Annotated in this window: 16 protein-coding genes and 2 pseudogenes; 5 read left to right on the forward strand and 13 right to left on the reverse strand. The window is 71.1% G+C overall.

The features are described from left to right. The 6 genes and pseudogenes from ACYVD5_RS24130 to ACYVD5_RS24155 all read right to left on the reverse strand — a co-directional run. Window positions 1–1,332, reverse strand: a pseudogene (locus tag ACYVD5_RS24130) (TIGR02680 family protein); the annotation flags it as partial. After that, window positions 1,329–2,579, reverse strand: a complete 1,251-nt coding sequence (locus ACYVD5_RS24135; RefSeq protein ID WP_461003426.1) for a TIGR02678 family protein — start codon at window positions 2,577–2,579, stop codon at window positions 1,329–1,331. The pseudogene ACYVD5_RS24130 and the gene ACYVD5_RS24135, both read right to left, overlap by 4 nt. Further along, complete coding sequence (locus tag ACYVD5_RS24140) at window positions 2,576–4,210, reverse strand: TIGR02677 family protein (RefSeq protein WP_461003427.1); 1,635 nt, start codon at window positions 4,208–4,210, stop codon at window positions 2,576–2,578. Before ACYVD5_RS24140 ends, ACYVD5_RS24135 begins: the two co-directional genes overlap by 4 nt. Window positions 4,211–4,289: 79 nt before the next feature. Beyond that, window positions 4,290–4,574 (reverse strand): GntR family transcriptional regulator, encoded by a 285-nt coding sequence (locus ACYVD5_RS24145; RefSeq protein WP_461003428.1) that lies wholly within the window; start codon window positions 4,572–4,574, stop codon window positions 4,290–4,292. A 73-nt stretch (window positions 4,575–4,647) separates the two neighbouring features. Then, window positions 4,648–4,910: pseudogene (locus ACYVD5_RS24150) on the reverse strand (GntR family transcriptional regulator). Window positions 4,911–4,931: 21 nt separating this feature from the next. After that, window positions 4,932–5,225: a GntR family transcriptional regulator gene (locus ACYVD5_RS24155; RefSeq protein ID WP_461003429.1), complete on the reverse strand. Its 294-nt coding sequence runs from the start codon at window positions 5,223–5,225 to the stop codon at window positions 4,932–4,934. A gap of 467 nt (window positions 5,226–5,692) precedes the next feature. Here ACYVD5_RS24155 and ACYVD5_RS24160 point away from each other — a divergent pair, with 467 nt between their 5' ends. The 5 genes from ACYVD5_RS24160 to ACYVD5_RS24180 all read left to right on the forward strand — a co-directional run bounded on the left by ACYVD5_RS24160 (window position 5,693) and on the right by ACYVD5_RS24180 (window position 8,468). Next, on the forward strand, window positions 5,693–5,899 hold the full coding sequence (locus ACYVD5_RS24160) for a hypothetical protein (RefSeq protein WP_461003430.1): 207 nt from the start codon (window positions 5,693–5,695) through the stop codon (window positions 5,897–5,899). 112 nt (window positions 5,900–6,011) lie between these two features. After that, window positions 6,012–6,176, forward strand: a complete 165-nt coding sequence (locus ACYVD5_RS24165) for a hypothetical protein (protein ID WP_461003431.1) — start codon at window positions 6,012–6,014, stop codon at window positions 6,174–6,176. Between the two features lie 5 nt (window positions 6,177–6,181). Beyond that, window positions 6,182–6,454 carry a ParA family protein gene (locus tag ACYVD5_RS24170; RefSeq protein ID WP_461003492.1) on the forward strand — a complete coding sequence of 91 codons (273 nt, stop codon included), beginning with the start codon at window positions 6,182–6,184 and terminating at the stop codon, window positions 6,452–6,454. A gap of 9 nt (window positions 6,455–6,463) precedes the next feature. After that, window positions 6,464–7,201 carry a ParA family protein gene (locus tag ACYVD5_RS24175; RefSeq protein ID WP_461003432.1) on the forward strand — a complete coding sequence of 246 codons (738 nt, stop codon included), beginning with the start codon at window positions 6,464–6,466 and terminating at the stop codon, window positions 7,199–7,201. 211 nt (window positions 7,202–7,412) lie between these two features. After that, complete coding sequence (locus ACYVD5_RS24180) at window positions 7,413–8,468, forward strand: serine/threonine-protein kinase (RefSeq protein ID WP_461003433.1); 1,056 nt, start codon at window positions 7,413–7,415, stop codon at window positions 8,466–8,468. Between the two features lie 154 nt (window positions 8,469–8,622). Here the strand turns inward: ACYVD5_RS24180 and ACYVD5_RS24185 are convergent, their stop codons facing one another. The 7 genes from ACYVD5_RS24185 to ACYVD5_RS24215 form a co-directional block, all read right to left on the reverse strand. Next, window positions 8,623–9,225: a hypothetical protein gene (locus ACYVD5_RS24185; protein WP_461003434.1), complete on the reverse strand. Its 603-nt coding sequence runs from the start codon at window positions 9,223–9,225 to the stop codon at window positions 8,623–8,625. 212 nt (window positions 9,226–9,437) lie between these two features. Continuing rightward, complete coding sequence (locus ACYVD5_RS24190; protein WP_461003435.1) at window positions 9,438–9,848, reverse strand: hypothetical protein; 411 nt, start codon at window positions 9,846–9,848, stop codon at window positions 9,438–9,440. Between the two features lie 396 nt (window positions 9,849–10,244). Further along, window positions 10,245–11,432: a C40 family peptidase gene (locus tag ACYVD5_RS24195; RefSeq protein WP_461003436.1), complete on the reverse strand. Its 1,188-nt coding sequence runs from the start codon at window positions 11,430–11,432 to the stop codon at window positions 10,245–10,247. After that, entirely contained in the window at window positions 11,433–12,110 is a 678-nt protein-coding gene (locus tag ACYVD5_RS24200) for a hypothetical protein (RefSeq protein WP_461003437.1), read from the reverse strand. It abuts the gene before it with no gap. 38 nt (window positions 12,111–12,148) lie between these two features. Beyond that, window positions 12,149–14,461, reverse strand: coding sequence for a type IV secretion system protein (locus tag ACYVD5_RS24205; protein WP_461003438.1), 2,313 nt, complete (start codon window positions 14,459–14,461; stop codon window positions 12,149–12,151). Window positions 14,462–14,616: 155 nt separating this feature from the next. Continuing rightward, entirely contained in the window at window positions 14,617–17,127 is a 2,511-nt protein-coding gene (locus ACYVD5_RS24210) for an ATP-binding protein (RefSeq protein ID WP_461003439.1), read from the reverse strand. Between the two features lie 76 nt (window positions 17,128–17,203). Then, window positions 17,204–22,510 (reverse strand): TcpE family conjugal transfer membrane protein, encoded by a 5,307-nt coding sequence (locus ACYVD5_RS24215; RefSeq protein ID WP_461003440.1) that lies wholly within the window; start codon window positions 22,508–22,510, stop codon window positions 17,204–17,206. Window positions 22,511–22,520 lie beyond the last annotated feature (10 nt).

Genomic DNA, 22,520 nt, shown 5'->3' on the forward strand with positions numbered 1-22,520 from the left:
GCCGATCCCGGCGGCCGCCGCGGTTTCGCGCGCCTGCCCCAGCGCCCGCTCGACCCGCTCGGCGGCGGCGCGGCCGCGGTCTTCGGCTGCCTGCAGCCGGACGCGGGCGCGGGTGTGGTCGCCCGCGGCCCGCTCGGCATCGCCCCGGCGCGCACGCAGTGTCTCCTCGGCGCCGCGGGCGTCCTCGGCGGCGCGCTCCAGGGCTTGGGCGTCGCGCATCTCAGGGCCCTCGCGCAGCGCCCGCTCTTCGGCGCCCAGGCGGGCTTCGCGCTCGCGCTGGCTGTGCTGGGCCGCCTCAGCGGTGGCGACCCGGTTTTCGGCGGCCTCTTGGCGGGTTTGGGCCCCGCGCAGTGACTCGCGCAGCCGCTCGTAGTCGGCGTGGCAGTCGCGCGGCGGCCGGGAGCGGCGCAGCGCGGCCACCCGCGCGTAGGCGCGGTAGTGGCCGAGGAACCGCTCGGCGGCGCCGTGCGCCTCGCTCATGGCGTCCAGCTCGGCCCGGTCCTCGTCGAGGCTGCGGAACGCCTCGGCCGCGTCGGCGACCACGGCGTCGTCCAGCGGCGGCAGCGCCTGGGTGAGCGCCCGGGAGAGCGCGGCCTCGTCGGGCCGCTTGGACAGCTGCGGCTGGCGGAGCTGGATGAGCAGGTCGACCAGTGCGCGGTAGCGCTCCTCGCCGAGCCCGAAAAGCTCTTCGTCGACGGCGCGGCGGTAGTCGCGGGCGCTGTCGTAGACTCGGCCGTGTTCGCCGACGGCCTCGGCCAGCCGGTCGCGGGTGAGCGCGGTGCGGGTGTTGTCCAGCAGCCGCAGACCGGCAGCGGAGCCGTCGCCGATGCGCTGGGTGGTGACGAAGAACCAGTGCCGGGCGACCCCCTTTCCGGACACCGCCTTGATGCCGCAGCCAAGTGTCCGGAAGTGGGCGGTGCCGGTGGCGTCGACGCGGCCGAACTCGATCCAGGTGTAACCGAGCCGCTCGGGGGCGTCGTGCTCGCCGCCGAGCAGCAGGTTCCACTCCATGCGCTTTTTGGGGTCGCCGTCGGGCTCGACCCGGCTGGCGGTCATGTTGCCGTCCAGCAGGAACGGCAGCGACAGCGCGAGGACCTTGGACTTGCCGGTGCCGTTGTTGCCGCGCAGCAGCAGGCGCCCGTCGCGGAACGGGAACTCCTCGTTCTCGTAGTAGAACAGGTCGACCAGCCCCAGCCGCAGCGGCTGCCACCGGCTGCGCGCGGGCGCCGGCAGGTGCCCGGCCGCCACCGCGCCCGGCTCGTGCTCCGGTTCCGGCGCTGCGGGCCCGGCCGCGGCCGGGTGCGGCGTGGCACCGGGGAGGGTGTCGCTCATCGGCTGCTCTCCTCTGCTGCTGCGGAGTCCGGGGTGCCGCCGCGCACGACCGGCTCACCGACCGCGAACCGGGCCAGGGCGGGCAGGGCGCGGACGGACCAGGATCCGTCGGAATCGGGCGTGGTCCGCGCCAGCGAGAGCGCCTCAAGCTTCTCGATGGCACGCGCCACCAGGTCGTGTTCGGCGCCGGGCTCCTTGGCGGTCTTGGACCAGTGGCCGCCCGCCTGTTTGGCGAAGGCGCGCACCTGCTCTTCCAGCTCGGCGCGCGGGACCGGGCGCGGCGGCCCGGCGGCCAGGTACTCGGCCAGGAGCAGGGTGACGTGGCCGTGTGTGCCCCGCTCGGGCATGCGCACGTCGGTGAGGTCGTCGTCGGGGTCGACCATGGCGATGCCCTCGGCCCGCGGTTCGGCGACCAGCCCGGTCAGCTCGGCGATGCGCGTGGTGATCGCGGTGCGCTGGCTGGCCAGATAGGCCTTCTCGTCGTCGGTGAGTGCGGAGTAGTACAGCACGGGGTCGTCGAGCAGCCGGCGGGTGAGAGTGTGGCGCAGCCGCCGGTTGCGCAGGTCGGCGCTGTCCATCGACTCCAGGACGGGATCGGCGGTCAGCGCCGCCAGCCGCTCCGGGGTCGTGCCGGCCGCGACCATGGACGGGCCGACGCCGCCCGCGAGGAGTCCGGCCAGGACACGGCGGCGCACGTCGTAGAGCGCGTCGCCGGTGGAGCGCAGGTAGTCCTCGTCGTCGCCGGCCACCAGCGTGATGACGCCCAACCGCGAGAGCAGCCGGACCACGGCGACCAGGTCGGCGCGCTCGCTGCGCTCCTCAAGCGTGAACGAGATACCGGCGGCGGCCAGAGCGGGGTCGGCCGCTTCCAGTACGACCTGCTCGGCCAGCCGGCCCAGGGCGATCTGCGCTTCGGAGCGCTCCAGCACCGCCAGGGCCAGGCACAGCAGCACGTAGCGGCGGCGCGTGAACGGCAGCTTCGCGCCGCCGGTCTCGCGTGCCGGGTGGGTAGGGTCGTCGGGCGTGCCGGGGGCCTTGCGCAGCCGGGCGGTTTCGCTGTCGACGTGCAGCCCCCAACCGGTGTTGCGGTCGAACCAGTCGCGCAGCTCCCGGGCATGCTGGCGGACCAGGCGGAAGTCGTCGGCGGTGCGGCCGCCGCCGCGCAGCAGCGGTTCGCGCAGCAGCGCCCGGGCCGCCCGGCGGACCTCGGCGCGAGTCTGCTCGCCGCTGCGGTTTCCGGTGCTCACGGTGTTTGCGCCCCGCCTTCAAGGTCGGTGATCTCCACCTGGTGGTCGGGACCGCGGAAGACACCGTCAGGGGTGCGGACCTCGGCGGTGCGGCCGTCACCCAGCGCCAGCAACCGGATCCGCAGACCACCGTCGTTGCTGGTGGTGGCGGTCTCGCGGGTGTCGTGCGGCCAGTGCGCCAGGGCGTCGCCGAGCAGCCCGAGGAACAGCCGGAACGCGGCCGGGTCGAGTTCGCCGATGTCGGAGAGCCGGATCGTGCCGCCGGTGTCCAGCCGCGCGCGGGCGGCCGCGACCTCTGCCGCCTGCTTGCGGGCGTGCTCGGCGAGGTGGCGGCGCTCGGTGCTGCGGTCGGTGACCTTGCGGGGCCGGCCGCGCCGCTCGTACTGGCCGGTGCGGCGCAGTTGCGGGCTGATGTGGACCGGCTGCGCCTCGGCCCACGGCGTGGTGGCGGGCTCGGGCGCCTGGTCGCGGGCCTCCAGGGTCGCGGCGTCGATCGTGAGGTGGCGGGCCGGGTGCAGACCGAACGCGGCCCGCCACAACCGGTGCCGCGACGCGTCATCGGGCGCCTGGGCGAACCAGCGCGCCAGCACACGGAAGTCGGTCGACCGGTCGGAGCGGCCCGAGCGCCGCTCGTTGAGCGCGGCGACGACCGCCAGCAGCTGCGGGATGGCGCTGCGCGCGGCCGACCGCAGCAGTTTGGCCTGGGGTTCGTGCCCGGGGCGGGAGAGGAACCAACCCCGCAGACCCTCCCAGCGCCGGTTCCAGTCCTCCAGCGCCATCGCCCGCGCGGAGTCGTCGGCGCCGTCTGCGGTGGCGGGGTCGGCCGGATCGCCGGGGGCGGAGTCGGCGGCCTCGCGGTCGGCGGCGGCGGCCAGCAGGGCGTCGATGGCGCGTTCACCGGCGGGGCCGGTGCGCTCCTCCAGCTCCGCGAGCCGGCGGGCGATCTCGGAGCCGGTGGTGATGAGATCGGCGATGAACCGTTCCAGGTAGTCGATCAGCCGGTCCTTGTAAGCGAGGAAGGCCTCGACGTCCGCGTCGTGCAGGTCGATGGTGCGCTGGAGCGAGCCCATGAACGCCCGCGCGTTGTCGGCAAGCTCCCCGAAACGCCCGGCCAGGTCGCGCAGCGCCCGGTGCACCAGTGCGGGGTCGGACTCAGCGGCGTCGGGCCCGGTCCAGGCGAGCAGCTCCCGCAGGCGCGCCGCGATGTCGGCCAACGCCACGGACTGCAGCGCCCCGCGCCGCCCCAGCCCGGAGTCATAGGCGGCCAGCGCCTCCTCGGCGGCCTCGCCCGCACGGGTGAGCTGGTAGATATAGCGGCGCCGGTAGAAATCCTCAACAGCGGTGACCCGCCCGGTATCGGGATCGGGCCGCAGGTTGCCCCAGTCGGCGAGCCGGTCGAGCGCCTTGGCCACATCATCGGAGTCGACGTGCACGTCCTCGCCAAGGAGCCGGTGCACATCATCGGGCCGCAGGTGGACGGTGAAGCGTTCCTTCTCCGCGACGAAGACACCCATGATCGCCCGGTACAGCTCCGCATTGGGCGCGGTGAGGTGCGCAAACGGCTGGTAGCGGGATGCCGGGGAACCCGATGCGTTCTCCGGGTCCGCAAGAGGGGAAGGGTCGGCAGACATCACCCTTATTGCTACCTGATTTGCGGCGGCTTGTCCGGTGGATGGGGCAGTTGGGCCCGGGGCACCACGGGCTTTCGGGCTACTCAGTGTCCTTCTCGATCTTCTGCCGAGCGTCCTGAGCGATGAACGTTCCCTTGCCATGAACGGTGACGACCACGCCGCGCTCACGCAGGACCTGCATCGCCCGCCGCACGGTCATGTAGGCGACCCCGTACTCCTCAGCCAGATCTCGCTCCGCCGGCAACCGGGCCCCAGGCACCAGGTCCTCCGCTGCTACCCGCGCCACGACATGGTCGGCGAGGGCGGCATAGACAAGGTCCGGACCTTGCGGATCGAACTCCGGAGTCCCACTCTGCTCCCTCACGGGGCCAATGTATGGCTTCCAGAGCCGGACGGCTGCGAACTCCAGCGAGGACATCTGCGGGCTCAGGCGGCGGTCACCGCGGAAGTACGTACACGCCCCGCCCATGTACTGCCCGGACGAGCCCTTGCTCCACGAGATAATCCGTGGCCTTGACCGCTGTCCCTCGAGCCACGCCGAATTCTTGGCGGAGCTGATTCAACGACGAGATGGGACGCCCAGGCACGTATCGGCCAGCCTCAATACGGGCCACGAGAATCGGCGTAGTTGCATCCACACAGGGTCCATCCCGTCGTGGTCGATCTCGGTATCGGGCCCGTACCCGGTCGGCAAGTCCATGCAGACAGGGTGCACCATGCGCTATACGCCGCGGTTCTCAACGACGAATGTTCCCTTGCCCATCACGGTCACAACAAACCCCCGCTCCCGCAGGTCGCGAACGGCACGGCGAGCGGTAAGGCGGGCAATGCCGTACTCCTCGGCAAGACGGACCTCCGAAGGGATCGGGGTGTCCGGCTGCATCTCCCCTGACTCGATCTTCGCCGCGATGATGTCGGCCAGTTGCCGATACAGCGGGGTGGCGCTCTGCTGCTTCAACTCTTCTGCATCGCTCACCTGCTCAACGTAGAAAGAGACACCTGCATGGATCTTCATGGATCCCTCTGTATCCCTGTGCAGAGGGGTATATCCTTGAGTACTCTTCAAGAGGTACTAAAAACCTGACCCCCGCGACCGCGGCAACGGCCCGGGGGCATGGCCACCATCTGAAGCGGAGATGATGACGTGGACGACCTTATCGGCCGTTTGTTGCGCGGCCTAGGCATCTGGCGAGCCCGCCTGGCGATACCGGAGCCCGCACGGGTTCCCGCCGCCCCGCCGTCAACCCGCAGGGCGACGCGAGTCCGCCCGTATACACCCGCCCTACCTGCTCCCGCGACTGCAGTGACGCCTCCATCCGCGCGCCCGAAGCGCGTTGTGGCCGGGCGTCCCTACGTGCTCGCCGCGCTTGAGCGCGCCGCCCGTATGCGCGTCGCAGACCGCCCTTTCGCGGGGATGCTGCGACTCGACAACCGCACCGCACCAGTCGCCTCCACCTCCGGAACCCTGGCGGGGGTGGGATTGTGAACGCCGACGAACAGCACGCCGCCCAGGCTCCGCCGACCGAGGTTGCGCTGACCGACGCCGAGCGGACGGCGCTGCGCGACCTGCTGGACGAGTTGATCGAGGCGACCGAGGACCGCGTCTACTGGCTGGGCCGCGCCCGCGAAACCGCCATGGAGATCAGGCGCCGCCTCAGCGACCTGCTCGACCGCGACGACGAGCAATAACCACGGCGCGCGCTCCGCGCAGCAGCGCTGCGGTACAGCGCGGGGCGCGCACTTCCCATTGGACGTGCCTACGGTGGTAGGCATACATGCATGGCCCGGCGAATGGATGCCCATGGAGAATGATCTCGCCGAAACATTGGGGACACGAGATCCCTGTGCCTTGGAGTTCAAGCGTGAGGCGAAGGACCGCCACGCGATTCGCAAGGCGATCTGCGCATTCGCCAACGATCTCAACGGCAAGGGCGGCGGCGATCTGTTGAGGAGGACTCGCCCGTGATCTCCATGGCCTTGTTCAACAACAAGGGCGGTGTCGGCAAGACGATGCTGGCCTACCACCTGGCGCACATGCTGGCCCGGTCGGGAAAGCGGGTGCTGACCGTCGACCTCGACCCGCAGGCGAATCTCACCTCCTACTTTCTTCCGGAGGACCATCTGGAGGATATGTGGAACTGGAGTTCGCTATCCGCAGGGCCCTCGGGGCAGTCGCCGGCCGCGACTGTGGCGGAAGCCGTGCAGCCGATCGTTGAGGGCCTCGGCGACGTGAAATCCGTCTAGCCCATTGAAATGGCGGACAATCTGTGGTTGGCGCCGGGGGATCTGCTACTCAGCGGGTTCGAGGACCAGTTGTCGAAGGCATGGTCCGATACGATCCTCGGCAAACCCGGCGCGGTACGAACGACGACAGCCTTCTTCCGGCTGATGCAGGACGCTGCGCGCGCGGTCGATGCCGATATGGCGATCATCGACGTGGGCCCCAATCTGGGGGCGATCAACCGGGCGGCTCTGCTGGCGGCGGACACTCTGCTGGTGCCGCTCGCCGCCGACCTGTTCTCCCTACAGGGGTTGCGCAACCTCGGACCGACGTTCCGCGAGTGGCGCTCCACGTGGCGCGGTCAGATCCTCGCGAACATGCCACCGGCAATCGAACATCCCAGCGGAGACATGATTCCGCTCGGCTACGTGATCATGCAGCCGGGCGTCCGCCTGGATCGTCCGGTCAAGGCATACCAGCGGTGGCTCGACCGCATCCCCCCTGAGTTCCAGCAACACGTCGTCCAGGGGATGGCGAGCGAAGAGGTGCTCACGCCCCACGAAATCGCCACAATCCGCAACTACCGCAGTCTCATGCCTCTTGCTCACGATGCTCATAAACCGATGTTCGACCTGAAGCCTGCGGATGGCGCAATCGGGAGCACACAGCAGTACGTGGCGACGTGCCGATCGGAGTTCAAGCAGTTGAGCAGCGACGTCGTGGAACGTTTGGGTGCCGCGGAGCAGTTGCTGAGCTCCCAAGACCACTGATCCCTGTCCGCCGCGGGCGCGCATGCGGCGGGCGGAGCGATCGGGTGCCACCTACACGCGAGCAGAACGCACCAAGCACCCCAGCGCTAGAATCCGTGCACTGGCGCGTTTGCCGCCGCACTGTCCATCGCCGCTCCCCCGGTTTCCGGGGCTGGTGGTGCGGGATGCGGGCGGGTGGCGCGGGTGCCGCTGCGATTGCGCTGGAGGCTCGATGAAGGCCCGGGGTATACGTCGGCTGGGCCGGCTGCTTCCCGGCGATCCGGCGGAGGTTGGCGGATACGAACTGGTGGGGCGCATCGGCTCCGGCGGTATGGGCACGGTCTATGCCGGCACCGCTCCGGGCATCCGCGGGTACCTCGCGGTCAAGGTGGTCAACAGCACCAACGGCGCCGCCACCGCGGAGTTCCGCAGGCAGTTCGCTTACGAGGCCCGGCTGCTGGCACGGGTCAACAGCCCGTGCGTGGCCCGCTTCGTGCAAGCCGATGTGGAAGCCGAGCCGCCGTGGTTGGCGACCGAGTACGTTCCGGGTCCCACTGTCCGCCGCCACGTCGAGCGGCACGGCCCACTGCGCGGCGGCATGCTCACCGGCTTGGCCGCAGGTGCCGCTGAGGCGCTAAAGGCCGTGCACTCCGTGGGTGTGGTGCACCGCGACCTCAAGCCCAGCAACGTGGTCATCGCACCGTCCGGGCCGAAGATCCTGGACTTCGGGATCGCCCGCCCCACCGCACCCGAAGATGCGACCCGCTGGATGCGGGTGCGCCGCTTCCGCCGCGGCCTGCAACGCCTGGGCGCCGCGCCCCCGGGCGGCCTGCCGGGTACCGAGGCGCCGGGCGCGGGCCCGCGCGACCGCGTGGGCACGCCCGGCTGGATCAGTCCCGAGCAGTATCGGGGAGAGCCCGCCACCGACCGCTCCGACGTGTTCCTGTGGGGCTGCCTGGTCGCGTTCGCCGCGGCGGCCCACGACCCGTTCGGGCACGGGCACCCCAAGGAACTCGCCCGCCGGGTACTGCGGGAAGCGCCCGACCTGGACCGGCTTCCCGCCGACCTGGAGCAGTTGGTGCTGGCCGCGATGGCAAAGCAACCGGCCGAACGCCCGGACTCCACCGAACTGCTCGGCGCAGCACTGGCCATCGCGGGCGAACCGGCGCCCACCACCGCGGCCGCCACCACGGCCCTGCGGAACCTGCTGAGCAGCCAGTGGACCGACGTGGCGGTGCGCCTGCCCAGTGCTCCGCGGGAACGCCCGCGCTTTTGGCCATTGGGGTGATGTGGTCGGTGGGCCCGTGGTCGATTGGTTGGTGTGCTGATCGGTCGCCGGTTCGGTTGGACCGTTGGGCGATCAGCCGGCCGGCCGATATGACCGGCCGGTCGGCCGGTGGCCGCCAGCCGACCGACCGATCGCCGATTGCCCCAAGCCCCTGTTACTCCTGTTTTCCGGTCGGACGGTTCGGCCCCGGATCCCGGCTTGCTGCGCCGTCTTCGCCGGGGCGGGCGGGACCGGCGCTGCCGTCCCCGCTGTCGCGTGCCGCGGGCAGCCACCGGTTCCGGCAGATGGCGCGCTTGCGGCGCGGAAGCCCCTTCGCTGCGCCGGAGGGGACCAACCCGCGGCCCACCGCCGCCCCGCGCAGGCGGGTGTGCGTGTTCTTCCCGCTGCATTCGGACATGTCCCGCAGGGTCCTGCCGACCTCGGTCAACCGGATCGGAGCGTGGCGGACCACCTCGCCCTCGCCGATGCGCAGCGAATGCACCCGCACCGCGGGCGAAACCGCCCCGGCCCCGCGCCCACCCGGCCCGCCCGGCCGCCACCGCAGCCCCATATGCACCGTGCACCCGTCCCACGGCGGCAACCCGTCGAGCCGCCACAGGCGCGCCGCGGTCTCGCGGCACGCGAACGCGCCCGGAGCCAGCGCCAACTGCGCGGCGACGACCGCCCGTTTCAGCGGAGAGGCCAGCGTGCCGTACCCCAGCACGCGGAACACCCCCCAATGCAGCGTCCGCACCCACAACCCGCGGCGCAGACGCACGGCAACATCTTCAGCCGACAACCCGGCCCGCCGAGCCTGGGCATGACCGACCAACCCGAATTGAGCCGCCGCGAACAGGGCAACGGCGTCGTCTCCCTGGCAGGGCAATGACTTCCCAAAGATCATGCTTCAAGCGTCGCGGGGCAGCGCCTCTGAGCGCCAGGACGATCACCGGCTTGTGGATAACCGGCGGGCGACATACGGCCCGGGACTCAGTCAGGGAGCAGGTGGTGGATTTCTTGTGCCAGAGCGGTGAGTGCCGGGTCGGCCTCTACCTCGAAGGACGTCTCATCCACTTCGACGCCTTGCTCCATTGCGCGAAACTCCAACTCGCAAACGACGCCTTTCTTGCGCATGATGACGACGTATTCACCACCGCCAGACCCTCCTCCACCGGGTTCGTACAGGACGGCTGCCGAATCTCCCCAGGTGTTCTTTCCAGGACTCTTTACTTCTTCCCCGATACTCGACACGTACTCCTGCTCAGTTGATCTTGCCAACTGCTTCGCCCGGTCTATAACCGAAGTATTCCCATAGGGCTCGATATAAGCGGTGTAAGAAAGATCGAGCTGCCAATCAGAGACACCATCAGGAGATATCAGCCATGAGCACTCATCCTCCACTGTCCTAAATTCCGAGGCAGGTTCAGGATCCAGCGTTGCTGAGTCCGGGGGTACTCCCCCGTCATCCTGACGCCTCGGGTAGAGGCCCGTGGGAAGAGCGTCTTGCTCCATAACAGCGCATAGATCCAGGCTTCCAGGGCTCATGGATTCACGGGGCTCCCGGGTCGGGAACATCGACTGCTCGGCAGACGCCGCAGGACCGGTGGCCGCATCCACGAATAAGCGCACTACTCCGACCACAATGGTTACCACGAGGACAGCCGCCATGGTCCCGCACCCGAACACCATAAAGAAGGCGCGCCATCCGTGTACCCCCGCCTTTCTGCGGGGCCGACTCGATCTCTCCGGCATGCTGGATCCTCTTGAGGCGGGGGCGGGGTGCGCCGAACGACAGCGTTACTGGTCCCGGGCTTCCAACTGGGCCTTCACATCTTCGTGCTCCAGCGGGCGTGTGAACCCGATGACAGCCGCGCGGCCGGGAGCATGATACTCGCGCACGGCGATCGGCCCGCAGTCGGTGCACCACGCCTCGACCATCAGTCCGTCGCCGATGACCATCCCAACGTGCCCCGGTCCGGGAATGTCGCCCTGCTGCACATCAAAGAAGACCAGGTCGCCTGGCTGTTCCTGTCCTTCCGGGATTTTCGGTCCGAAGCTCCACTGCTCCTGGGACGTGCGGGGAATGGCGGCACCGATGTCCTTGTAGGCGCCTTGCACCAGTCCGGAGCAATCGAAGGCCGACGGACCCGTGCCGCCCCACAAGTACGGCTTGCCCCGCTGGTCCATGGCCCAGTCGACAACCGCCTGGCTCAGTTCGTCCGGCGCCTGGGCGATCGGCTGGCCCTGCGTATTGAGCTCGCAGTTGACCGCTTGCTCGATGGAACCGCTGGTGTCGAAGTTGCCGTCCGCGTACTGGTCCGCCCAACGCGTCACGTCATCGACGTACCACCAGGCGTGGTTGTAGCCGTAGATGGCCTGGTCCATATCCTCCTCCGCCCCATGCGCAAGGAGGTAGTCGGCGGCCGCGGGGATCGCATCGGCCGGGTCGTAGACGCTCACCACTCCGTCGTCGTTCCCGTCCTGCCCGTAGCCCTCCTCGGGGCGGTCTTCGGTGTCCATGACCGGTTCTCCGCCCCAACTGTTGCCCGCGGCGGAACCGTCAAGAGCGCCGAACTGCATGGGACCGGCGGCGCCCGCGCTGTTGTGTCCCTCGGTGATGCCCGGCCCGTCCCAGCGGCCGTGCTTGCTTTCGACCTGGCCGACTCCGGCGAGGATGTTCCACGGAATTCCCTTTTCCTCGCCCACCGAACGGTAGATTTCCAGGTAGTTCTCTGGAATGGAGTCCTCAGCGTATCCGCTGCTTTCGGCCTGCTGCGCGGACCCGTCCGAGGTGCACTGCAGGCCTCCGACGGCGTTGATGATGCCCGGGCTCGTCGTCGTCGCAGTCATGGGGACGATCAGAAACCCCAAACCGATCGTGCCGACCACCAGCACGCCCACACCGACCGCCAACCAGGTGGCGCACGCCCCTGTTTCCGAGTCTTTCCCTGCCGACCTTGGCGATCCGGCGAATAGAGAGATCATTCAGTCACCTGCCGAATCTCCGGGCGAGCCGGGAACATCACCGAAGTTTCCGGCGTCGGCGGGCTGGAAGTCGTAGACCCGCCATTCGCCGCCCTCCTTCACGACCGTGACTGCGTATTCGCCGAGGTCCTCGGTGGAACCCGCACTTCCTTCGGTGATCGACTGCGCTTTTACCTCGAACGTGATCGAATCGTCGCCGAACATGCGGATGGACTGCACGTTCGCGCGCCCCTCGGACACCGCCTCCTGACCGGCCTTCTCCTCCCATAGGGCGCCGGCCCCGGAGCTCTCCGCCAAGGTCTGCGCATAGCTGTCCGTGGCCAGCTCCTGCATGCTCGCGTAATAGGTCTCAGGCGACTGGGAGTAGTCGATGGTGCCGTAGGCCCGGGCGAAACCCTGCGCCGTCGCAGCGGCGGACTTGAACTCGTCCTCGCTGAACGGGAACCAGTCCAGCACTTGCATGTCGTCGGTGGCCGTGGTGGGGATCGGGCTGGGAGGAACGGCGTCGGCCGCACCCGTGGTGCCCTGGCCGTCGGCCGATGCCCCGGAGCCCGCCCCGTCCTCGTTTCCGCCGCCGCCCCAGCCGCCCAGGCTCAGATAGACACCAAAGATCACAAGGACGACCACGAGGCCGCCGAATAGGAGGCGCTGCTGACCTTCACTGAGCGATTTAGGCATGGAGGGGGTTCCTAGTACGGGCGGTAACCGCGGTTCGTTCAGTCCTCATCCCGCAACCAGAACGGGACGTCGCGCCCGGAGTCCCGGCGGCGCTGGGACTCCGCCCCGGTCCAGAAAGGGCTGACCGGAGCGTCGTTCTTCTTGTCGCCGGAGCCGGTGAGCCAGTTCCCGCCCTCGCGCGACTCGGCCGGCGGCGCCTGCCGCGGCTGGCGCGGGGGCGGAGCTTGGCCGCCGGGCCTGGTGCGGGGGCCGCCCCATCGCGATCCGCGGTTGACGTTGCCCTGCGGCGGCGTAGCGGAGCGCCCGCGGAAGATGCCGTCGCCGGTGTTGGGATCGGCGCGCCCCGGAGTTCCGCCCGCGGGCGCGTCTCCGCCACCGGAGCCTCCCTGCGGGGCCGGGCGCTGGTCGCCGCCGCCTCCGCGCCCGAACACGGAGGCCCACCCGGTATCGCCGGCACCTGTGTAGCCGCCGGAGGGCCGTGGTGGGATGCTGCCCGCCCCGTTGGAGGCGGCACGCGCTCCGCCGCTGCCCAACCCGCCGGATGCGGCTTCGCTGAGCCGGGGCGCCTGAGCTGAGGAGCGGGCAGGGGCTGCTGCCGCGCCTTGCTGGGGCTTGTCCTGCTCTCCGCCATCGTTCTGGCGCAGTTTCAGCGGCGGCGGCGCAGAGTTGCTGCGGACCCGGCCGTACCCGGCGGCGCCGCGGGCTCTGGAGGATTCGCGGCTCTGCCCGCCGTCGCCGTCTCCGGCATCGGGTTGCGCCGAGCCGCGTGCGGCCTCGGCTTGATCCACGCCGGCCTGCGGGCCTCCGGCCGATACGGCGCCCGCTGCTGCGGCCAGCTGAGGCGCGCGTTTGAGCCCCCACTTCTGCGCCCGCATGTAGGCCACCGGCGGCAGGACGTTGGCGCTGCGGCTGAGTGCGCTGCTGGACACCGCATCGCTGACCATCCGCGAGGTGAACGTGTTGGCATTCACCGACTGGAAGAGATGCGCGAACGGCTTGCGGTAGATGAACAACGCCAGCGTGAACAGAGCAAGCAGGATCATCTGGAGGCCCCACCCGAGCGCGGACCCGATAATCATCCCGTAGCACAAGACAAGGACGGATATTAGCAGAACTATAAATACCTGCTTCAACAGCAGGCCAACCATCATTTCGAACCAGCGCAGCAGCACCGTTCTCCCATACCCAGGATGTATACCTATCAAGAGGAAAACAGGAGAGAACAGCAGCAGCAGCAAGAATCCGATCTTCAATACAATAAGCGCCACAGAACCAGCAAGAATCAGACCACCCGCGAAGACCGCGGCAAACAAAGCCAGCGTCGCAACCCCCAGCCTGCTACTTTGCTGCTCACCTTCAAACAGAGGGTAGATTTGGGGGTAATTTGATTCGATCTCGGAAGCTATCTGCTCATACTGGTCCTGCTTCTCTTGAGAAAGTTCAGCCGCATCAGCATCGCCGTCCATGATCTGCTGCTGCTCAACGCGACTGAAGCCTTGGGCCTCCAGCAACGCCAGCCCATGCTCCCGCTCCGCCGTCCGCGACCCGGCCACCGAACCGAATTCCCCGGAGACCCAGGGCTTGCATACGAGCCCCGACCAAAGCATCTGAGAATTCTGTCGGATCGCGAAGTCATTCTGACTTTCCCAATCCGCCTTTTGGATCTCTTCGGCACCGCGCGGACAGGTCGCCGCGGCACCCGCTGGAGCCACCCTGGAAATAGAACTGTTTACTAGCTGACTTCCCGAATTTACGATGGTACCGGCATATCCGAGTATCTGCATCGGATTGACCAGCACCCATATTCCAAGAGTGGTGGCCAAGACCATCCAGATCGCACTTTCAATGGTGAGAGTGACACGCTTCCGAATCAGTCCATACCATCCCAGCCAGACCGCCCCGAGTATGATCACCGTGGGAAGGAGGGGACGCCATATTCCCTCTCGCAGCTCAACCACAATGTCGGAGACGATACGGTTGAAGCTGTCCAGCAATTCATTGGACAGTGCCGCCTGATAAACGGTGATCGTCGACTGGTTGATGGTTTTCGACAGGTTCCACGCGGTATTGCTCAACGTCGCTATCGCCGCCGAGCCCATCTTGTCGACACAGGACTCGCGGATCACGTGCCACTGCTGGCCCGCGGTCCCGTACTGGCCGTACAGACTGGAGTCGGGTGGCAGGCCATCCGGGGACGCCGCGGCTGTTTCGGCCGCCTGCGGCGGCACCAGCAGCCCGTCCGCTCCGCTGCCCGCTGCCTCCGGCTGCGGGGCCGGCTCGCCCTCGCAGACCGGGGCGGCCTGGGCGCTGCCGAGCGGCGTCATCAAGAACGCCAGCATCAGCACGGCCATCGCCAGGTTGCGCCGGAAGCTCCGGCGGTGGTGCCGGGAACGGCGCCGGCTCCACCGCCGCCATCGGTGGCGCGGCGGCTGGTCCTCTGGGGTGTCGGAGCCGTCCCCGTGGCCGCCCTCGTGTCCGGGCGCGGTGGTCGGCGTCGCGGTGTTGGTCACTGGTCCTGCCCCATCCTCCTGGTAGCGCCGGTGCCGCCCGTTCCAACCAGGGCACCGGTGCCTGCGCCGTCGTCTTCGGGGGTGTCGGGCCGCTGCCGCGTGGGGTTGGTGTCGAGCCACTCCAGTAGCTCTTCGGACACCAGGTCCACCGCGACACGTCCAGCGCGCCCGTCAAGGTCGCGGAAGATGCATTCGCCGTTGCCGAGATTGCGGAGCATGCCCTGGTGGTCCTCCGAGGGTTCGACCCCCAGCAGGGACATGACGCTCTCGACCTCGTACCGTTCACTCGACCGGAAGGCGAACACGCTGGACAGGCAGTTGGTGACCTGCTCGTTCAGCAGGTCGCCGGCGTTCTGGCTGACAAGGATCAGGGCGGTGTTGCGGGAGCGTCCCATCCGCGACACCTCGGGCACCAGCTTGGCGCCCTCCGGGGTGGAGGTCACGGCCCACGCTTCGTCGAGGAAGATGGCCTTGGGCAGGTGGCGGTCGATGCCGTTCATCAACCGCCGGGCGAACTGGCTCACCAGGTAGAGCAGGGCGACACTCAACCGCTGCTCATAGGAGTAGTCGTCGCGCTGGATGGCGGAGTCGGGCAGGGTGAGCCCGCCGAGGGTGAACACCGTGGTCCAACCTTCGGTGTCGATCTGGGTGTCGCCCTGGGGGTCGAAGCACAGTCCCGCCAACCGCATCTCCGACATCGACCGCAGCACCGCGCCGAGGTTCCGCGACGCCGGGTCGTCGGAGTCCTCCAGGTGGACGACGACCTTGGCCAGGCTCGGCCGCGGCTGGTTGGCGACGGCGGCCACCGCCTGGATCATCGCCGACTCCCGCTCCTCGCTCATGCGCGGCAGGAGCAGCCGCAAGGTCTCGGTCGCCATGGTCTTCTGGGCCGAGAGGTCGTCACCGAAGGCGAACGGGTCGAGCAGCCCCGGCTCGGCCGAGGCCATCGACATGATGCGCGCCTTGCGCCCGCGCCGCTGCAGCAGTTTCACCAGCGACTCGGCGTCGCCCTTGGGGTCGATGGCGGCGACGGTCACCCCGCGCAGCGCAAGCTGGTGGATGAGCAGCAGCGCCAGCGTGGTCTTGCCGCCGCCGGGTTCGCCGGTGATGGCGATGGCGGTGGGGCGGTTGCGCGCCGCCGCCACCATCGGGTCGAAGTGCACCACTGAGCGCGCCCGCCCGATGGTCTCGCCGATGTAGGGCCCGATCCACCCGGAACCGGAGGAGTCTCGGCGGTCGCCGAGGTCGATGGTCGCCGTGGGCATGCCTCCGGCGATCGTGCGCAGCGGCTGGCGTTGGGCGTAGGCGTTCAACCGGATGCGGTCGCCCGGCAGGGTCTCCGAGAACAGCGAGAGCTGGTCGCCGGTGGAGTTGACGACGTCGATGCCGATGTCGCGGTAGTGCTCGACGACCGCCTCGACCCGCTGCACGAGCAGATCCTCGGTGGGTGCGGACACCATCAGCCGGTGCCAGCCGTAGACGAACGGCAGCCGCTCCTTGGTGATCCCGTGCTCCAGCATGCGCGCGGCATCGATCTGCTCGGCGAGCGCGATCGGGGCGGCCTGGCCGGCCTCGCGGATGTGGGCGTCCATGTCGCGGGCGTGGGCGAGCTTGCGGCCGACGTCCTTGCTCGCTTTCGCGGGCGGGACCAGCTTCATCCGCAGCGAGATCTCGACCGGGAACGGCAGCGCGTCGGCGTAGTGCAGCCACGGTTCGCCGTCGGGGAACGGCATCAGGTCGGGGAACCGGGAGAACGACAGGTAGGCGACGTAGGTGGACCCCACGGGCTGCTCCAGCCGCAGCATGGACCGCCCGTTGTGGATCACGCCCTCGGCCAGCTGCTCGATTTCGCCCTTGCCCCAGGTGCGGCGGCCGGCGGCCGAGCGGCGGGACTCCTCGATGGTGCCGGTGACCGCGTGGCGGACCAGCCAGGCGGCTTCGTCGGAGGTGGCGTGGCGGGCGTGCAGGGAGCTGGCCGTGAGGGCCCGGCCCAGGCGCTCGGCCTGGTCGCGCCACTGGGCGATCTCCTTGGCGTCGGTGGCGTCGTCCTCCATGCCCAGCACCTGCTCGCTCCGCTTGTAGGCGGACAGTAACTGGGCGAGCACGCTCTGCGAGAGCTGGCCGCGCACCCCGCCGCGCTGGCCCAGCCGGACCCCCAGGTAGACCTCTTTGGTCCAGAAGTCCTTGGCCCACACGTGCCGGTACATCTCGTCGAGGTAGTCGAACCAGCCCGGTCCGGAGTCGGAGGTGGCGTCGAGCCGGGTGGCCCAGTCGGCCGCCGGGTAGGTGCGGTGGGCGACCCGCAGGTGGACCTCGGCGTCGTTCATCCGGATCGCCGCCAGGGCGATGGTGATGTTGGTGGCGAGGGCTTCGCGCTCGTCGGGGGTGGCGAACTCGTAGGAGACCGTGGGCAGCCGGAAGTAGGCCCAGGCCTCGGCGTCGCTGAGCAGAATACGGTCGTCGAAGTAGCGGACCGAGAGGCGGCTGGCGCTTCTGCTTCCGTTCATCGCGTGGCCTCCCCGAGTGTGTGGTTGGTGGTCTGGTGGCGGTCGCCGCCCGCAGGCGGCCGGGGGCTGGGCGGTGTCATCGGCGGGCCTCGGACGACCCTTGCTGCGCGCCGCCCGGTGCGGGGGGTCCCGCGCCCGCTGCCTGCTCCAGCCCGTGCACCAGCACGCCGCCCAGGGCAGCGTGTGCGCGGCGGGTGGTGGCGCGCAGCGCACCGACGTCGACGGCCTTGCCCGCCGCCAGGTGGTCGTCCCACGGCACCCGGACGATGGCCCGGCACCGTCCGCGCGCCACCTGCTCGGCGGCGTCGACGTCGGCCAGGCTGCGCTTGCTCACCCCGTTGATGACCACGACCGCTTTGGAGCGCAGCGCCGAGTACCCGTGCCCATCCAGCCATTCGAAGGTCATGGCGACGGCGCGTGCGGCGTCTTCGCTGGCCGGTGCCACCAGCACCATGCCGTCGGCCGCCGGGAGCGCCCGGGCGACGCCGGTCGCCGCGGGGTCGAGCACGGTGAGCTCGTAGAAGCGTTCCAGCAGCCCGGCCAGGCCCGCGTAGTCGCGGTCGTCGAGGGTCTGCACGTAGGGGTCGTCGAGGGTGGCGACGACCTCCAGGCCGGTGGCGGCGCGCGAGGTGTAGCGGCGCATGCCCCCGTAGCCGTGCACGGCCTCGGCGTTGGCGAGCAGGGAGGTCAGGGTTTCGGGGGTCTCGGTGCGGATGCGCCGCGACAGGCCCGCGGCTCCGGGGTTGACGTCGACCGCGACGACGCGTTCGTCGCGGTAGGCGGCGAGGGTGTGCCCAAGCATGAGGGTGGTGACGGTCTGGCCGGCTCCCCCGGTGCAGCCGAGCACGACCACGTTGCGCGAGCCCTGCATCGGCGCGCGCAGCCGCTCGATGTCGCCGGCGGGCAGGTCGGACTTTGCGGCCGCCTGGGAGCCGCCGGTGACCACGCGGGCGAGCCTGCGCCAGCCCCGGGTGCCTCCGGACTCGGACTCCGCCGGCCGGTCGGCTGCGGGCGCCCGGCGCCGGGGTGCGGCCCCGTTATCGGGGGTTTCGCGCAACCCTTGCTGTTCGCCGGTTCCGTGGTCGAGCTGCAGTGATGGCTTGTCGGCGCCGGCGGGGACGCCGCCGGATTCGGCCGGGTCGGGCCGGGTGGTACGCCCGCCCGATTCGGGGGCGGCGGGCGCCGATCCGCTACCAGCGGAGCCGGAGCCGGGATCGGGCGCGGTGCCCGGCGGGGTCTGGCCGAACAGGTGGCTGATGCGGCGGGCGTTCTGCGCGACGCGGCTGAAGACGCCGTCGTCGGCGCGGGCCTCGGACTCGCGGGGGGCGTGGCCGCCGCCGGTGGGGCCGGCGGGGTCGGAGCCGGCGCCGGCCGGGGTGCCGGGGCGGTCCGGGTCTGCCGCGGGGGTGTCGGCGGACCGGTTGTTCCCGCGCAGGCCGGTCGGTGCGGGTGAACCGCCGGTGGGGTTGGCGCGCATCGTGCGGGCGAGCCGGTGCGAGCGGTCGGTGTTTTCGGCGGTGGCGGTGGGGCCGGCGGTTCCGGTGGTGCCGTCCGCGCTGTCCGCCCGTTCGGCGTTGCCCCCCCTTTCGGCACTATCGGCGCTGTTGGAACCGTCGGCGGTCTCCGCGGTGGCCGGCGCGCGGTTGGACGGCGCTGCCGCGGGGGTGTCGGCGGTGCCGTGCCCGGGTGTTTCGGCCCGCGTTTCACGGTTGCGGCGCGCCCTGATGGCGGCGGCCTCGGCCGCTTCCAGGTCGGCGGCCGTCGTACGGCGCTGGGGCGAGTCGACGTGGCCGAACGACTTGTGTTCGCCGGTTCCGTGGTCGAGCTCCAGTGGCGGCTTTCCGGGCATGACGACCGAAGGCGCGATCTCGGCCCGCGCCGCCTGGGCTGCGCCTGGCGCCGGCGGGGCGTCGGGGGCGGATACGACCGGACCGGGCTCGCCGGGAGCGCGGGGTCGGGCTGCGGGACCGCCGGCGGGAGCGGAGTCGGTGGGCGCCGGTGCGGCGGGCTGCGGGGTGTCGGCGCGGTGGCCGGGCTCGGAAGGGCCCGCGGGCGCGGCGGAGTCGCCCGGGTGCGCGGACCCGCCGGCAGCACTGGCCTGCTCCCGCTCGAACTGCTCGGCCGGTGCGTGCTGCTCGTCGTGAGCGGCGTGCTCCGACCCGGGCAGTGCAGCACCGCCGCCCGGGTCGGAGCCGTCGGCGGCGGTGCTCCGGTCGATGTCGGCACCCGAACGCGGCGGCTCCGCCGGACGGCACTCGCCGGTACGGTCTGTGGGCTCAGCGCCCGGGTGGCGGTCGGGGCCGTTGCCGGGCTGCTGCGGGTCGGTGCCGTCGGTGAACCAGGCCACGGGCCGGCGGGGGGCCTCGCCACCGGCTTCGGCGAAGCGCGGGGCGGGCGGCGGCGGGGTGTCGGTGCGGCTCAGGTAGCGGTCCAGCACCTCCAGCCGGTCGTCGGTCCGGCGGTCGGTGGCGGACTCCGATGTCGCGGGATCCTCGGTGGGGTCGTCCCCGGCGGTGTCGGCGGGGGGACGAACCGCATCGTGGCCCGCGGGGTGCGGGTCGGGCGCTGCCGAAAGGTGTTCCGGTGCGGCTGCGCCGGACCGATGCAGCGGACCGGCGCTGTCGGCGGTTGGGTCCGCGGACCGCTGCTGCGAATCGCCGGCGGGCGGCTCGGAGCTGTCGGCGGTGCCGGATGCGGTGCCGGGCCGGTCGGTGTCCGCGGCGCCCTGGTGGCGGACATCCGCCGATTCGGTCGGCGCCGCCGAGTCGGTGGAGTCGACCGGTTCGGCCTGTTGCTCTGCTGCGGATTGGCCGTTGCCGCCCCCGGTCGGTGCGGAGAACACCCGCACCACCCCGGACATGCTCTCGTGCTCGCCGGTGCCGTGGTCGAGCTGCAGCGCCGGCTTGCCTGCGGGCGGCGAGGGGTCGCCGCCCGCAGCGGCGGGTTGGGCGACGGAACGGCCGGGCTCGTGGTCGGCCGGGGAAGCAACGGGCTCCGGTGCGTCGGACTGCAGCCCGGTGTCGGTGCCGGTACCGGCACCGCCGTCTCCCGCCGCGGACGGCGTGTCCCGCCGCTGAGTGCGCTCGGCACGCGCGCCGTGGTCGGCGTGCCCGGTGCCGGGCTCGGGCGCTGACGGCGGCGGGGATACCCGCACCACCTCCGACAGGCTTGCGTGCTCGCCCGTGCCGTGGTCGAGCTGCAGCGCCGGTTTGTCTCCGGTGTCCCGGTCGCCGGGGGCGCCGGGAACACCGGAGGCGGCCGTGTCGGCATCGGCGGACCCGGGCGCGGTTGCCGGTGCGGATTCGTCGGCTGCGTCCGCGCCGGCCGGGGGGCGCGCATTGTCCGGGGCAGGAGAACCGGCGGCGGCGCGGTCGGACGGCGCGGCCCCGGTGTGCTCGGGTTGGCCGCTGGTGCCGGAATCGGCGGGGTCGGGGTCAGGGTCGGCGCCCGCCAGCGGCACCGGCAGGTCCCACGGAGCCGCGTGGGGGCGGCGCTGGGCGCGGCGTTCGCGCAGGGACGGGCGGCCGGTCTCGGCGGGGTCGCCGGTTCCGCGCGCGGTCTCGGGGGGTTCGGCCGGGCGCGCACGCACGCGTTCGCGGCCGCGCTCGCCCCCGGTGCCCGTGTCGGCGCCGGACTCGCGATCGGGCGCGGAAGCGCCGGCTGCGGCGGGTGCGCCGGGTTGGGCGGCGGGAGCGGTGGGGTCTTCGGACGAACGTTCGCGTTCCAGGCGGCGGGCGACCAGCATGCCCTGGACACGCCCGCGCAACCGGCGCTGCGGCCCGCCCGCGGCCGAAGCCGACTGCGCAGCGGCTTGCGCGGGCTGCGGCTGCGGCGCCGCGGCCGCAGGCTCTGCCGCCTCGCCCTGCGCAGCCGCAGTGCCCGCTGCGGGTTCGGCGCGGTGTTCTGCAGCCTCGGCTGCCTGGGCACCTGCAGCGGCGGCGGGTTGCGGCTCGGCCGGCAACGGTGCCGCCATCATCTCCTCGGCGCGCTTGCGGGAGGTGGCGCTGTCCTCGCCGGGGTCGGCCGCTGCGGGCGGCTCGACCGGCTCGGCCTGCCCGGCCGGGTGCTCCGGTAGTGGGGCCGCACCGGCACCGGTGCCGACGCCGTTCCAGGCCTCGGCACCGGGCCGCTGGGTGGCGGCATCGGGTTCGGCGGCGCGGGTGCGTGCGCCGTGGTCGTCCAGCGCCCGGTTCTCGCTTGCGACCAGGTGCTCGGCGAGCTCGGCCGGCGTGCGGGCCGCCCCGGGGATCGGTCCGGAATCCGGGCCGCTGCGGCGCCCGGAACGCCCGCCCGGGGCGGGAGCGGCGGAGCGCTGCGCAGCGGGGTCGGCGGTGTTCGGCCGCCCCTTGTCGAGTGCGAATCCGAAGTAGTTGAGGAATCGCAGGCCGACGCCCCGCCGGGGAGCGCTGCGTTCGCGGCCGGAGTCGAGCTCCCATTCGCCGCGGGGGTCGGGCGGCGGCTCAGCCGCGGCCGGGCGGGCGGGGACTGCCCCGCGCGTGGCGGTTGGGCGGGTTGCGGGTGCGGACTCGGCCGGGGCCTTGGGCCGGACCGGAGACGCGTGCCCGGCCACGTGTTCGGCCGCATACTCGGCCGCGGGTTCGGCGGCGCGCTGCGGGACCGGCCGGTCCTGGACCCGGTCGGCGGATTCGACCGCGGGTGCGGGCTGCGGAGCCGGGCCGTGTCGGTGCACGGGCTCGGACCGCGCCCCGACCTGCCCAACCGGCCCGACCGGCAGGTCCGCCTCAACCGGCACGTCCGGCGCAGTCTCCCACAGCGGCTGTCCGGCAGCCTCATCGGCGGTGGAGGGCGCATCGGTCCGGCGCTGCCCGGCCGGACCGGTCGGCAGCGCGTCGGCCAGCGGCGGAGCCTGGTCGGTGGTCCTGCGGGGCTCGGAATCGGTGCGGGGTTCGGGATCGGTGCCGGGCCGGGGTTCGGCTGCGCGCCGCTGGCCGCCGGTGCGCCCGCGTTTGCGCACACCGGCGGGGTCGGCGATGGCGGGCAGCGGGCCCGCCATCGGGTGCCGGTGCCACACGCGCACCGTGACCTCGACCGTGCCGGGCTCGTACTCGGGACGCAACCGGGTGAAGACCCGGGCTTCGGCGAGGTAGCGGGCCTGGGAGACGATCAGTTCGCTGAGCCGCTTGCCCTCCATGACCGGCCGCGTTGCCAGAAAGGCGATGACGAACGGCGGCACGATGTAGATGACGTGCAGCGGCATCTGCCACGGCACGCCGAGCAGCCGCAGCAGCAGCACCCAGACGAAGGCCACGCCCACGACGACACCGATGTAGACGACCGAGACCGGCTGGGGCAGCCGGAAGTCATACAGCTTGTAGAGCTTTTTCTCGATACGCCAGATGTTGGTGTACGTGGGCAGGTCCACGCCTGTGGCC

It is taken from the genome of Streptomonospora sediminis (genome assembly GCF_054778995.1).